Genomic DNA, 13,428 nt, shown 5'->3' with positions numbered 1-13,428 from the left:
CCCGGCACTCCCCCATGCAGCCCCCATGCCTGGAGCCTCCATGCCCGCAGCCCCCACCCGCAACGCGATTCCGTCCCGCGAATTCGCCGTGCTGTTCGCAGCCCTGCTGCTGGTGGCGGCCGGCAACACCGCGATGCAGACGGTGCTGCCCGGAATCGCCCGCGTCATCGGCATCCCCGATCTGGCGGTGGCGCTCATCTTCAGCCTGTCGGCACTGCTCTGGACCTTCAGCGCCCCCTATTGGGCGCGGCAATCGGACATTCGCGGCCGCCGCAAGCTGATCATGGTCGGCGTCATCGGCTTCGGCGTGTCGATGCTCGGCTGCGCCATCATCATCCATGCCGGGCTCATCGGCCTCATCGCCCCGCTCGTCACCTTCGGGCTGTTTGCCGGCATGCGCGCGCTCTTCGGCATCTTCGGCTCGGCCTCCAACCCCGCCTCCCAGGCCTATGTCGCGGGGCGCACCTCGGAGGCCGATCGCACCAGCGCGCTCTCCATCCTCGCCTCGGCCTTCGGGCTCGGCACCATCATCGGCCCCGCCATCGCGCCGTTGTTCGTGTTCGGCACGCTCGGGCTCGCCGGCCCCATGTTCGCCTTTGCGGCCATGGCGATCGTCGTGCTCGTCGCGGTCGCACGGGTGCTTCCCGACGATGACCCGACGCAATTCATCGCAAACCCCGCCGCCGGCACTCCGTCCTCCGAGCCGCTGGTCAGCGGCGGCGCCAGCGGTGCGAGCCTCGCCGCCGCCACCGCCGGGCGCGGCACAAGGCTGGCCTGGCGCGATGCCCGCATCCTGCCCTTCATGGTCTTCGGCTTCGCCTCGGGGTCGGTGCAGGCCGCCACCGGCCAGGCAATGGGCTTCCTCATCATCGATCGCCTCGGCGGCAACGCCCTCGAAGCGCAGGGCAATATCGCCATTGCCTTCATGGCGGGTGCCGGCGCCACGCTGCTCGCGCAATGGGGCATCATCCCCCGCCTGCAGCTGCAGCCCCCCGCACTCATGCGCTGGGGCACGATCATCGCCGCCATCGGCACCGCCGGTATCGCCATGGCGCCGAGCTTCCACGCGCTGGTGGTCGCCTTCGCGTTCGCCACGCTGGGCTATGGGCTCGCAAGGCCCGGCTTCACCGCCGGCGCCAGCCTTGCCGTGGGCCGCGCCGAGCAGGGCGGTGCCGCCGGCGTCATCACCGCGGTCAACGGTGCCTGCTACATCGCCGGCCCGGCCATCGGCATCGGCCTCTACACCTTCATCCCCGAGCTGCCCTATTGGCTCGGCGCCGTCGCGCTGCTGCTGCTGCTCGGCTACACGCTGGCAACCCCCATCCTGCGGCAAAGCCTCCAACGGCCCGACGAGCCATCATAACCCTCGAAATCCTCGATTTTCCGGACGATCACGCCCCGCATTCCGATCGTATCAACCGCGCCTTCTGAGCGCCCACGAACACAAGGTCGGCCGCCGCCATCCATCTCTACGAGAAGCTCGGCTGGCAGCATGATGCCGACATCATGGCCCGCTTCGGCGGCACCTGTGGCAGCGCCAACGCGGCGATGCGCCACCCGCCCTGAACAGCGAAAGGCCGCCCGGTCACCCGGACGGCCCTTCATGCGCAATCGGGCCTGGGCTCAGGCCGGCGGTGCCGCCGGCTCGCCACCGAAGTCGCCCGAGCGGCGCCCGGCCTTGGGAATGGCGGTCACCCCCGATGCTGGCCGCACGGTGGTGGTGCCGGTCCCGGTCGTCCGGTCGATCGGCTCGCCGGCGACGACCTTCTTGATCTCGTCACCTGACAGCGTCTCATATTCGAGCAGCGCCCCGGCCAGTGCATGCAGCTGGTCGATATGGTCCGAGAGCAGCTGCTTGGCGCGGTCATAACCCTGCGTCACGATCGCCCGCACTTCGCCATCGATCATCTGTGCGGTCTGTTCGGACACATTCTGCGTCCGCGTCACCGAATGGCCGAGGAAGACTTCCTCCTGGTTGTCGGCGTACTTCAGCGGCCCGAGCTTGTCGCTCATGCCCCATTGCGTGACCATCGAGCGTGCCAGATCGGTGGCATAGCTGATGTCCGACGAGGCACCCGAGGACACCTTGTTGTGCCCGAAGATGATCTCCTCGGCCACGCGGCCACCCATCGACACCGCGAGGTTGGCGTACATCTTGTCGCGATGATAGCTGTACTGGTCCCGCTCGGGCAGGCGCATCACCATGCCCAGCGCCCGGCCACGCGGAATGATCGTCGCCTTGTGGATCGGGTCCGATGCCTCCTCGTGCACGCTGACGATGGCATGGCCGGCCTCATGATAAGCCGTCATCTTCTTCTCGTCGTCGGTCATCACCATGGTCTTGCGCTCGACGCCCATCAGCACCTTGTCCTTGGCGTCTTCGAAGTCCTTCATCGACACCAGCCGCTTGGAGCGACGTGCAGCGAGCAGGGCCGCCTCGTTGACAAGGTTGGCGAGATCGGCGCCGGAAAAGCCCGGCGTGCCGCGCGCGATCGTGCGTGCGTTCACGTCCGGCGCCAGCGGCACCTTCTTCATGTGGACGCCGAGAATCTTCTCGCGGCCCTCGATGTCGGGACGACCGACCACCACCTGGCGATCGAACCGGCCCGGCCGCAGCAGGGCGGGATCGAGCACATCGGGACGGTTGGTCGCCGCCACGATGATGATGCCCTCATTGGCGTCGAAGCCGTCCATCTCCACGAGCAGCTGGTTCAGCGTCTGCTCGCGCTCGTCATTGCCGCCACCGAGACCGGCACCGCGCGAGCGGCCCACCGCGTCGATTTCGTCGATGAAAATGATGCACGGCGCCGACTTCTTGCCCTGCTCGAACATGTCGCGCACGCGGCTCGCACCGACGCCGACGAACATCTCGACGAAATCCGAACCCGAAATCGAGAAGAAGGGCACATTGGCTTCACCAGCGATGGCGCGGGCGAGCAAGGTCTTGCCGGTGCCCGGAGGACCAACGAGCAGCGCGCCCTTGGGGATCTTGCCGCCAAGGCGATGGAAACGGCCCGGATCCTTCAGGAAGTCGACGATCTCCTGCAGCTCCTCGCGCGCCTCGTCGATGCCGGCGACGTCATCGAAGGTCACGCGGCCTTCCTTCTGCACGAGCAGCTTGGCGCGGCTCTTGCCGAAGCCCATGGCACCGCGACCGGCACCATTCTGCATCTGGCGCATCAGGAAGATCCAGATGCCGATCATCAGCACGAACGGCAGCATGTTGAAGAACAGCTGCGCCAGCAGCGAGCGGCTCTCCTCGGGCTTGGCGTCGAAACGCACATTCTTTTCGCGCAGCCGCTGGATCAGCTGGGCATCGCCGGGATTATAGGTGCGATATTCCTCGTCGTTCGAGGTCTTGCCGACAATCTCCTCGCCGCGGATTTCCGCCGAGCGGATCGAACCATCATCGACCTTGGTCAGAAAATCCGAATAGGCAAGGTTTGCACCGCCGGCACCGCCCGAAGACGGCCCCTGCATGACATTGACCACCACAACCAGCCCGAGCAGGATGACGAACCACAAACCAAGGTTCTTCATCCAGGGATTGGGGGGACGCTTGTTGTTTTCGGACATCGACGAGTCTTTCCACAGGAACTGCAACACAAGATAGGGAAGAACCGCGCCAGTGCAATCCGGCTGCGCGGTTCTGCCTCGCCTCTGGCGTCATAACGGCACAATCAGCCCCGCTTTTGTCGTCGCGGCGCCGATCCTTGCAGAATCCATACGGCTCCGGGCTGCATCCGGACGCCGCCGAGCGTGGTCGCCACCCCCGAGTCGAGCCGCGAAATCGCCCGCATCACCGCCGCACCGCGCACGCTCGCATCGGGCACCAGCAGCGCCAGCGCGCGCACCAGCAACCGCCGCCGAAGCTCCTCGGGAAGCCCGGCGGCATCGAGCATCAGCCGCCCGCCCGCCACTGTCGCCCGGCCCTCCCAGGCCGTGTCGACGACCCAGGCAAGTGCCGCCTCCGCTGCCGCCAGATGCGCGGCGCTGGCGGCCAGCGCTGCCGCCGGCAGCGCCTCGCCCTCGCGCGCCAGCAGCGCCCGCATCCGCGTGCGGTCGAAGCGCGGATCGGTGTTCGAGGGGTCCGCCACCACATCCCAGCCCGCCGCCGCGGCACGAAGGTCGGCATGGCGCACCCCGAGCACCGGCCGCACCAGTTCCACACCCGGCGCCAGCGGCCGGCAGGCGCGCACCCCCGCCAGCCCGGCAAGCCCGCTGCCGCGCGCCAGCCGCATCAGCAGCGTCTCGGCCTGGTCCTCCATCGTGTGCGCGGTCAGCAGCATCGCGGCGCCGTGCGCGCCGCACCAGTCGGCCATCAGCGCATAGCGCGCCACACGTGCTGCGGCCTGCACGTCGGATCGTGGCCTGGTGCCCACCCAGCGTAGAGTAAAATGTGCAATGCCGCGCGCCGCGCATTGCGCTGCCACGGCGTCCGCCTCGGCAGCGGAATCGGCGCGCAGCCCATGATCGACCGTCAGCGCCGTCACCCGGCCGGGAAAGGCCGCTGCCGCCAGCGCCAACAGGCCGGTGCTGTCCAGCCCGCCGCTCACCGCCACCGCCAGCGTCTCGCCGGGTGCTACCGGGCAGCCGCGCGCTGCCGCGATCGCCGCCGGCAGATCGACGGCGCTCCCCGGATGCCGGTCGGGGCTCAGGCGGCGCAGCGGGCCCGCGTCCGCAGCGTCTTGGCCTCGGCCTGCTGCGCCGGCGTCAGGGTCTTGGCATAGACGCTGTCGAGCTCGCCCAGCACCCGGCAACCCTGCTGCGGGTTCTTGATCCCGACAAGCGCCCCGGCGAGCCCGAGCAGCGCATCGGGCGCCCGCTCGCTGCGCGGATGCTTGTTGTAGACCTTGAGATAGGCATCGGCCGCCTGGGCATGCAGCGCGCGCTCGGCGTAGCTGCGCCCAAGCCAATATTGCGCCTGCGGGATCCGCGTCGATTGCGGCCAGTTGGCAAGAAACGCCGCCATGTGCGCCTCGGTGCCCGGCCAGTCCTTGTTCAGCGCCTTGCCATAAGCCGCCTGCCAAGCCGCCACGGCAGTGGCGCCCCTGGGAACAGCCTCCTCGATCGCGGCAGGCCCAGTGGGAGTCGGCCCAGTCGCGGCAGGCCCAGTGGGGGTCGGCGCTGCTGGTGGCGGCGCAGTCGGCACGCGCGCCGTGCCGACCGGCGGCAGCATCTGGCCGGGGCGCGTGCCTGCGATGCTGGCGGGCGGCGGCGCAGCGGCCTGCAGGCCGAAGCCCGGGTCAGCCGGCGGCGCGCCGGTCCCGTCCACCTGCCCGCCTTCGAGGCGCCCGAGGCGGAATTCCAGGTCGCCCTGCAGCCGCGTCATCGCGGTTTCAAGCTGGCGCACCTTGAATTCATTGGCTTCGACCTGGCCGGTGAGCGTGCGGAGCTGGCGCTCCATCTCGCCGACCCGCTGGGCGAGATCGGTGAGCGGATTGGACGCCGGCGTGCCGCCAGGGCCCATCGCCGGCGCCACCGGAGCCGTGATCTCGGGCTCGATCGCCCCTGCCGCACCCCCAGGGAACACCTTGCGCTGCACCGCACGCATCTCGCCCTCGAGCTTGTTCAGCCGCCGGTCGGTCCGCGCCAGATCGCCAGCCGTCAGCACGGCCGGCGCATCGTTCCGCTGGGCAGCCACCGGCGCCGACACCGACCCCGCCAATGCCGCAACGACCAGAACACTCGCAACAAAACGCATCATTCAACTCCTGAAACACTGCCGGGTGCCACTGCGGACCCGGTTGCTGGAACGGCGGCGGGCGCGGCACCGGCAGCCACACCCCCACCCCTTGCCTGCAGATCGGCCGCCGCAAGGCTCACCGCGCGCAGCGTCTGCACCGGCCCGCCCAGCGGCGGAATCGCGGCACCGCCGATGGTCACCCGCAGCGCCCCGGCCTTGCCGGTCCACAGCATCAACCCCGCCGGCTCGGCGGGCACGGGAAAGCGCTCGCCCGGCGCCATCACGCCGCTCATCGCCACGGTCTTGGTTTGCGGGTCATAGATTCGCACCCACACCTCCTCGGTCGCCTCGATCACCACCTGCCCGCTCGCCGGTGCCGGCGCTGCAGTCGCCACCGCCGCGCCGGGCTCGTAACCGGCGCCGGTGGCGGGCTGAAGGACAGGCGGAGAAGAGACGGGGGCCGTCTCCGTCTCCACCGTCGCCACCACCGGTCCGCTGTCTGGGGCCCCGCCGTCGGGGAGCGCCGCATCGAACGCGCCGGCCCCCCAGGCCGAAAGGGCGGCCACCAGCACGACCAGGGCCGCCAGCGTGCCCATCACCAGGACGGAGGACGGCAGCCGCCGCTCGTCGAGCGGCTCGAGCGTCGAGACCGACGGCACATGCGGCTGCTTGCTGGTTTCCGCCCGGAAACGCGCCGCCAGCACCTCGGGATCGAGCTTCACCGCGCGGGCGAAGCTGCGCACGAACCCTTGTGCGTAGGGGAGAGCGGGCAGCATGTCGTGCTCATCGGCCTCGAGCGCCCGCAGGTGCCGCAGCGGCACCCGGGTTTCGGAGGCGATGTCGACAAGGCTGCGGCCGCTGGCGACGCGCGCATTGGCCAGCACCCCGCCCACGGTGTCCCGCAAGTCGGCTGGGGAGGGCATGTCTTCGGCCGGCGTCATTCCGCCACCTTTCATCTGCGAGCCATCGGATCTACGCAATCACTCGATTAACCGGTGCTGACCCGGCGTCGCTGTCCGCTCTAGCACGGATGAGGGATTCGGAAAGCCGCTGGCACGGCTTGTCATTGTGCCGTTCGACCCTGTTTAAGGGCGTCCTATTGTTGCGCTGCCACAAAAAGGCTATGGGCCGCTCGCGTCCGCTGGCCTTCCGGCCTGCTTTCACATTCCGCACATCCTTTTCACGACTGCCCCCGGAGCTTCCATGGCCCTGCGCAATATCGCCATCATCGCACACGTCGATCACGGCAAGACCACTCTCGTCGACCAGCTTTTCCGCCAGTCCGGCACCTTCCGCGACAACCAGCGTGTTGCCGAGCGCGCGATGGATTCGAACGATCTCGAGAAAGAGCGCGGCATCACCATCCTTGCCAAGTGCACCTCGATCGAATGGACCGACAAGGCCAAGGACGAGACGACCCACATCAACATCGTCGACACCCCGGGCCACGCCGATTTCGGCGGCGAGGTGGAGCGCATCCTCTCGATGGTCGATGGCGTGGTGCTGCTCGTCGATGCCGCCGAAGGCCCGATGCCGCAGACCAAGTTCGTCACCGGCAAGGCGCTGGCCCTCGGCCTCCGGCCGATCGTCGTCGTCAACAAGATCGATCGCCCCGATGCCCGTGCCCAGGAAGTCCTCGACGAGGTGTTCGACCTGTTCGTGACGCTGGAAGCCAATGACGAGCAGCTCGATTTTCCGGTGATCTTCGCGAGCGGCCGCAACGGCTATGCCGGACGCTCGTCGGATGTCCGCGACGGCACCCTCGTCCCGCTGTTCGAGACGATCGTGGCGCATGTGCCGCCGCCATCCGCCGATGTGGACGGGCCGTTCCGCATGCTGGTGTCGTTGCTCGATCGCGACAATTTCCTCGGCCGCATCCTCACCGGCCGCATCATCTCGGGCACCCTCAAGCTCAACATGCCGATCAAGGCGCTCAGCCCCGATGGCAGCCTCGCCGAGGAAGGCCGGGCCGCCAAGATCATGGCCTTCCAGGGCCTCGAGCGCGTGCCCGTCAACGAAGCCCGCGCCGGGGATATCGTCGCCATCGCCGGGCTCACCAAGACCACGGTCGCCGACACCATCGCCGACCCTTCGGTCACCGAGCCGCTCGCCGCCCAGCCGATCGACCCGCCCACGCTCGCCATGACCTTCGCCGTCAACGACAGCCCCTATGCCGGCCGTGATGGCAGCAAGGTGACGAGCCGCATGATCGGTGATCGTCTGGCGCGTGAAGCCGAGGGCAATGTCGCGATCAAGGTGACGGAAAGCGCCTCCAAGGATGCGTTCGAAGTCGCCGGTCGCGGCGAGTTGCAGCTCGGCGTGCTCATCGAGACGATGCGCCGCGAGGGCTTCGAGCTGTCGATCAGCCGCCCCCGCGTCATCTTCGGCACCGACGACCATGGCAAGCGCACCGAGCCGTACGAGATCGTCATGATCGACGTCGACGAGCAGTATTCGGGCACGGTCGTCGAGAAGATGGCCGGCCGCAAGGCCGAGATGACCGACATGCGCCCCTCGGGCGGCGGCAAGACCCGCCTCACCTTCTCGGCTCCGGCCCGCGGCCTCATCGGCTACCATGGCGAATTCCTTTCGGACACGCGCGGCACCGGCATCATGAACCGCCTCTTCGAGAAATACGGCCCCCACAAGGGCCCCATCTCGGGCCGAGCCAACGGCGTGCTCATCTCCACCGAGAGCGGCGAGGCGGTGGCCTATGCACTCGGCTATCTCCAGCCGCGCGGCGTGCTGATGATCGAGCCGGGCGAAGCCGTCTACCAGGGCATGGTCATCGGCGAGAACGCTCGTGACGACGATCTCGAGGTCAATCCCCTGAAGTCCAAGGCGCTCACCAACTTCCGCGCCAGCGGCAAGGACGATGCCATCCAGCTCAGCCCGCCCAAGCGGCTGACGCTCGAACAGGCCATCGCCTATATCGACGAGGACGAGCTTGTGGAGGTCACTCCCAACTTCATCCGCCTGCGCAAGATCCACCTCGATCCCAACGAACGCAAGCGCGCGTCGCGTGCCAAGTCTGCCGGCTGAGCCGGCGGGCAAAATCTGCCGGCTGAGCCGGCGGGGCCAAGTCGGTCGGCTGACCCGCCTGCGACACCATCGGCATTGCCAACCGGCGGTCGGGAACCGAATGGGGAACCTTGACCGCCGGACCATCCGGCCAGCAAGAGACTGACCATGGTGTTCGACGACGACGATCACGCCGGCAAGCCGGCGCCCGACTTCCAGCCCATTCCGATGGCAGCAGCCGAGGATGCCGTGCGCACCCTAATCCGCTGGGCCGGAGACGATCCCGATCGCGAAGGCCTGCACGATACGCCCGGCCGCGTGGCACGCGCCTACCGCGAATATTTCAAGGGCTATGAGGAGGATCCCGGCCTCCACCTCAGCCGCACCTTCGCCGAAGTGGGCGGCTATGACGAGATCGTCATCCTGCGCGACATCCCCTTCCAGTCGCACTGCGAGCATCACATGGCGCCGATCATCGGCAAGGCGCACATCGCCTATCTGCCGCGCAACCGCGTCGTCGGCATCTCCAAGCTCGCCCGCGTGCTGCAGGGCTTCGCCAAGCGCCTGCAGGTGCAGGAGCGGCTCACCGCCGAAGTCGCGGATTGCATCCAGGAGCATCTCGATCCGGTCGGCGTCGCCGTCGTCATCGAGGCGAGCCACGCCTGCATGAGTGCGCGCGGCGTGATGACCGCCGGCGTGACCATGACCACCAGCCGCATGATGGGCGTGTTCCGCGACGACGAGCGCTCGCGCCGCGAATGCCTGACGCTGATGGGCCGCAACTGAGCGCCAAGCCTTAACACGACCGATTCAATCCGCTATGGCGAGCGGACAGCAATTCAGGGGGCAAAATCACATGGCCAACATCCTCGGCAATCTCAATCGCGCCATCATCATCGGCCTGGTGCTGCTGGCGCTGGTCATCTTCGGCTTCCACGGCCAGTCGCTCGGCTCCGCCTGGGGCAACTGGATGCTGCGTGCAACCCATGCGTGGGTCGGGCTGTTGTGGATCGGCCTCCTCTATTATTTCAACTTCGTGCAGATCCCGACTATGCCCAAGGTGCCCGCCGAACTGAAGCCTGCCGTCTCGAAGTACATCGCCCCCGAGGCGCTGTTCTGGTTCCGCTGGGCCGCGCTCTTCACCGTGCTGCTCGGCCTCGGCATCCCCGGCCTGTCGGGCTATCCGCTCGGCGCCGCCCTCACCTTCCAGCCCGGCTATGCCGTCATCGGCACCGGCATGTGGCTCGGCATCATCATGATGCTCAACGTCTGGGGCGTGATCTGGCCGAACCAGAAGCGCGCGCTCGGCATCGTCGATGCCGATGCCGACACCAAGGCCAAGGCTGCAAAAACCGCGATGATCGGCAGCCGCATCAACTTTGTCCTCAGCTTCCCGATGTTCTATTGCATGGTAACCCAGCAAGGAGCCCTCGCCTGATGACCGCCGCAGAGAGTATTTCAGCGTCCGCCCGTTTCGAAGCCGCCTTCGCCGCCTGCCCGCTCGTCGCGGTGCTGCGCGGCATTCGCCCCGACGAGATCGAAGCGGTCGGCGGCGCGCTCATCGACGCCGGCTTCACCATCCTCGAAGTGCCCTTGAACTCCCCCGAGCCCTATGAATCGATCACCCGGCTCAGCGCCATGGCCGGCGAAAACCTGCTCATCGGCGCCGGCACCGTCACCAAGGTCGAGGAGGTCGGCCGCGTCGCCGCCGCCGGCGGCCATCTCATTGTCTCCCCGCACTGCGACCCCGCGGTCATCGCCGCCAGCGTCGATGCCGACATGGTCTGCCTGCCCGGCGTCTTCACCCCCACCGAGGCGTTCGCCGCCATCCACGCCGGCGCCCATGGCCTCAAGTTCTTCCCCGCCGAAGCCGCCACCCCCGCCGTCATCAAGGCGATGAAGGCAGTGCTGCCGCGCGGCGTGCCCCTCATCGCGGTCGGCGGCATGACGCCCGACACCATGGGCGCCTGGGGCGATGCCGGCGCGGATGGCTATGGCCTCGGCAGCAACCTCTACCGCCCGGGCACCACCACGCAAGCCGTCGCCGAACAGGCCGCCCGCTATGTGGCGGCGCTGAAGCGCTGAGAACAGCCGGTCGCCGGGGCGGGGCAGGCAGGGGCCGCTACGCCGTTACCCCCGGCGTGCCCCGCCCCGGCCCCGGCAGGCAGTCCGGCAACTCGACATAGCGCGCCTGGCGGCCATCATGGCTGATCCACACGCGCAGGCTGGCGACGTCCGCACACGGCAGGTATCGCCAGCGAAACTCCCAGCCATCCGCCCAGATCGCGCGCTCGGCCGGCGCAAAGCGCGCGGACGGCTCGCCGGCGCGCTGCAGGAACTGCGCCTGCATCGCCTTGGCCATCCGCGTCGCCTCGGGCGCCTCGATGCGGCGCGGCATCACAACCGACAGCGCCCCGGCCGCCGACAGCGCCACCCCGGTGAGCAACAGGGCGCGGCGCCTTGTCATGGGCTTGCGACCCGTCATCCGCGCTCTGCCCAGGCGCCAAGCGGCATCGCGGTGCCCGACTGGCGGAGCAGCGCCTGGCGCCGGAAGAAGCGCAGCAGCCCCGAAGCCCCCATCCGCGAAGGCCCCAGCCCCGAAAGCCCGAAGCTCGATTTCTCCGCCTCGCCGATCATCGACGTCAGCGACCCGTCGTTGAGGCTCACTGCCCCTGCGCGCAGCCGCACCCCCACCGCCTCGGCCTCGGCGATCGACCCTGCCAGCACCGCCGCCGAAAGCCCGAAGTCGCCGCCATTCGCCAGCGCCACCGCCTCGTCGACCGAATCGAACAGCGTCACCGGAATCACCGGCCCGAAGGTCTCGTCCGCCATCACCTTCATCTCCGGCGTCACATCCACCAGCACCGTCGGCCGCAGCCACAGGCCGCCATGGTCCTCCACCCGGCCGCCTGCCAGCACCCGCGCGCCCTGTGCCACCGCATCGTCGATCTGCGCCTGCACCACCGTTGCCTGCCGGCCATCGATGAACGGCCCCAGGTCGCCGGTCCCCACATCGGGCCAGTTGAGCGTCACCGCCTCGGCCGCCGCCACCAGCGCTTCCAGAAAAGGCCCGGCGATGGCCCGGTCCACATACACCCGCTCGATCGACTGGCACGCCTGGCCGGTGGCGAGCACGCTGGCCCGCAGCGCCACCCCCGCTGCCCAGTCCGGATCGGCGCTTGCCAGCACGATCATCGGGTCCTTGCCGCCGAGTTCGAGGCTCGCCGGGATGAACGCCGCCGCTGCTGCCGCCGCCACCCTGCGCCCGGTCGCGACCGAGCCGGTGAAGGCCACATAATCGACCGCTCCCACCAGCGCTGCCCCGGTGCCGCCATCGCCCTCGATCAGCGCCAGCACATCGGCGAGCTCGGGCACATCGGCGATGGCGGCACGCAGCGGCGCGATGAAGCGCGGGGCGATCTCGCTCGGCTTGATCATCACCGCACAACCGGCGGCCAGCGCCGGAACGGCATCGATCATCGCCAGCGTAAGCGGAAAATTCCAGGGGCTGATGATGCCGACCAGCGGATAGGGGTGCAGCCGAGTCGCTGCCATCACCCCGGGAAGCGCGGTCGGCGTCAGCGTCTCCTCCACGCCGGCGATCAGCGGACCGGCGTCGCGCTGCCAGCGCGCGATCATGCCCTTCACCCCCATCACCTCGACGCGCGATATGTGTCGCCGGCCGGTATCGGCCTCGAGCGCCGCAACGATGGCATCGGCATGCGAATCGAGCGCGTCCGCCAGTCGCCCGAGCGCCGCCAGCCGCGTGGCCAGCGGCCGTGCCGCCCAACCGGGCTGGGCCACGCGCAACCGCGCCGCCACGGCCATCACGCCGGCCGAATCGAGTCCCGGCAACCGGTGGTCCACTAGGCCGGTGCGCGGGTTCTTCACGTCGATCGTCACCATCACCCCTGTCTAGAGGCGGCAGAAGCATAAAAACAGGCCCATCACGCGAAGCAGCCTGAGGCAGTTTGTCTTGACAGCGGCGGGTGTGACCCATAAAGCCCGCCCCTCACGCACGCCGTCCCTCAGGGGTCCGGCGCGCAATCATCTATCCACCCAGGAAGCAATTCTCATGTTCGCAGTCGTCCGCACCGGCGGCAAGCAGTATCGGGTTTCCGCCAACGACCAGATCGTTGTCGAAAAGCTCGAAGGCGAAGCCGGCACCTCCGTCACCCTCGAGACGCTGATGACCGGCGAAGGCGAGACCCTGGGCACCGGCACCGTGACGGCCGAGATCGTCGAACAGAAGCGCGGCGAGAAGATCATCATCTTCAAGAAGCGCCGCCGCCACAATTATCGCCGCCGCAATGGTCATCGCCAGTCGTTGACCGTGCTGCGCATCACCAGCCTCGGCTAAGGAGACCTCCTCATGGCTCACAAGAAAGCAGGCGGCTCTTCACGCAACGGCCGCGATTCCGCAGGGCGCCGTCTCGGCGTCAAGCGCTTCGGCGGGCAGGAAGTCCTTGCCGGCACCATCATCATCCGCCAGCGCGGCACGCGAGTGCACCCCGGCACCAATGTCGGCCTCGGCAAGGATCACACCATCTATGCGACCGTGCATGGCGTGGTGAGCTTCCACGAGGGCCAGCTCGGCCGCAAATATGTCTCGATCGTGGAAGCCCCGCAGGCCATCGCCGCCGAATAACCGGGTTTTCCTCATCCGCTGTTCTGAGGGGGAGTCGGCAAACCGGCTCCCCCTTTTCGTTTTTGGCCCCAAG

The 13,428-nt window shown here is 68.4% G+C and carries 13 protein-coding genes; 7 read left to right on the top strand and 6 right to left on the bottom strand.

The features are described 5' to 3' along the window. Window positions 1-40: 40 nt before the first annotated feature. Window positions 41-1,363, top strand: coding sequence for an MFS transporter (locus tag FHS79_RS14535; RefSeq protein ID WP_184201646.1), 1,323 nt, complete (start codon window positions 41-43; stop codon window positions 1,361-1,363). Between the two features lie 260 nt (window positions 1,364-1,623). On the opposite strand, the gene ftsH is transcribed toward FHS79_RS14535, so the two are convergent. The 4 genes from ftsH to FHS79_RS14515 all read right to left on the bottom strand — a co-directional run bounded on the left by ftsH (window position 1,624) and on the right by FHS79_RS14515 (window position 6,627). Further along, window positions 1,624-3,576 (bottom strand): ATP-dependent zinc metalloprotease FtsH, encoded by a 1,953-nt coding sequence (gene ftsH, locus FHS79_RS14530; RefSeq protein ID WP_184201643.1) that lies wholly within the window; start codon window positions 3,574-3,576, stop codon window positions 1,624-1,626. Window positions 3,577-3,680: 104 nt separating this feature from the next. Continuing rightward, window positions 3,681-4,556 (bottom strand): tRNA lysidine(34) synthetase TilS, encoded by an 876-nt coding sequence (tilS, locus tag FHS79_RS14525; protein WP_184201640.1) that lies wholly within the window; start codon window positions 4,554-4,556, stop codon window positions 3,681-3,683. Window positions 4,557-4,654: 98 nt separating this feature from the next. Continuing rightward, the gene (locus FHS79_RS14520; RefSeq protein WP_184201637.1) at window positions 4,655-5,707 is read right to left on the bottom strand and encodes a tetratricopeptide repeat protein; all 1,053 of its coding nucleotides are present in this window, start codon (window positions 5,705-5,707) and stop codon (window positions 4,655-4,657) included. Further along, window positions 5,704-6,627: a helix-turn-helix domain-containing protein gene (locus FHS79_RS14515; RefSeq protein WP_184201634.1), complete on the bottom strand. Its 924-nt coding sequence runs from the start codon at window positions 6,625-6,627 to the stop codon at window positions 5,704-5,706. Before FHS79_RS14515 ends, FHS79_RS14520 begins: the two co-directional genes overlap by 4 nt. Before the next feature lie 262 nt (window positions 6,628-6,889). Here FHS79_RS14515 and typA point away from each other — a divergent pair, with 262 nt between their 5' ends. The 4 genes from typA (at window position 6,890) to FHS79_RS14495 (ending at window position 10,792) form a co-directional block, all read left to right on the top strand. After that, window positions 6,890-8,728: a translational GTPase TypA gene (gene typA, locus FHS79_RS14510; RefSeq protein ID WP_184201631.1), complete on the top strand. Its 1,839-nt coding sequence runs from the start codon at window positions 6,890-6,892 to the stop codon at window positions 8,726-8,728. 147 nt (window positions 8,729-8,875) lie between these two features. Then, the gene (gene folE, locus FHS79_RS14505; protein WP_184201628.1) at window positions 8,876-9,493 is read left to right on the top strand and encodes a GTP cyclohydrolase I FolE; all 618 of its coding nucleotides are present in this window, start codon (window positions 8,876-8,878) and stop codon (window positions 9,491-9,493) included. A gap of 70 nt (window positions 9,494-9,563) precedes the next feature. Then, window positions 9,564-10,145 (top strand): urate hydroxylase PuuD, encoded by a 582-nt coding sequence (locus tag FHS79_RS14500; RefSeq protein WP_184201625.1) that lies wholly within the window; start codon window positions 9,564-9,566, stop codon window positions 10,143-10,145. After that, complete coding sequence (locus FHS79_RS14495) at window positions 10,145-10,792, top strand: 2-dehydro-3-deoxy-6-phosphogalactonate aldolase (RefSeq protein ID WP_184201622.1); 648 nt, start codon at window positions 10,145-10,147, stop codon at window positions 10,790-10,792. Before FHS79_RS14500 ends, FHS79_RS14495 begins: the two co-directional genes overlap by 1 nt. Before the next feature lie 37 nt (window positions 10,793-10,829). On the opposite strand, the gene FHS79_RS14490 is transcribed toward FHS79_RS14495, so the two are convergent. Together FHS79_RS14490 and FHS79_RS14485 are read right to left on the bottom strand one after the other, a co-directional pair. Continuing rightward, on the bottom strand, window positions 10,830-11,174 hold the full coding sequence (locus FHS79_RS14490) for a hypothetical protein (protein ID WP_184201620.1): 345 nt from the start codon (window positions 11,172-11,174) through the stop codon (window positions 10,830-10,832). Between the two features lie 14 nt (window positions 11,175-11,188). Then, window positions 11,189-12,610: an aldehyde dehydrogenase family protein gene (locus tag FHS79_RS14485; protein WP_341534466.1), complete on the bottom strand. Its 1,422-nt coding sequence runs from the start codon at window positions 12,608-12,610 to the stop codon at window positions 11,189-11,191. A 172-nt stretch (window positions 12,611-12,782) separates the two neighbouring features. Between FHS79_RS14485 and rplU the strand changes: the two genes are divergently transcribed. Both rplU and rpmA read left to right on the top strand, forming a co-directional pair. After that, window positions 12,783-13,067: a 50S ribosomal protein L21 gene (rplU, locus tag FHS79_RS14480; protein WP_184201614.1), complete on the top strand. Its 285-nt coding sequence runs from the start codon at window positions 12,783-12,785 to the stop codon at window positions 13,065-13,067. Between the two features lie 12 nt (window positions 13,068-13,079). Continuing rightward, window positions 13,080-13,355, top strand: coding sequence for a 50S ribosomal protein L27 (rpmA, locus tag FHS79_RS14475; RefSeq protein ID WP_184201611.1), 276 nt, complete (start codon window positions 13,080-13,082; stop codon window positions 13,353-13,355). The last annotated feature ends 73 nt before the right edge of the window (window positions 13,356-13,428 follow it).

The sequence above is a fragment of the Polymorphobacter multimanifer genome (assembly GCF_014205635.1).
In the GTDB taxonomy this organism is placed as follows: domain Bacteria; phylum Pseudomonadota; class Alphaproteobacteria; order Sphingomonadales; family Sphingomonadaceae; genus Sandarakinorhabdus; species Sandarakinorhabdus multimanifer.
This window is presented reverse-complemented; position numbering and strand designations above follow the sequence as displayed.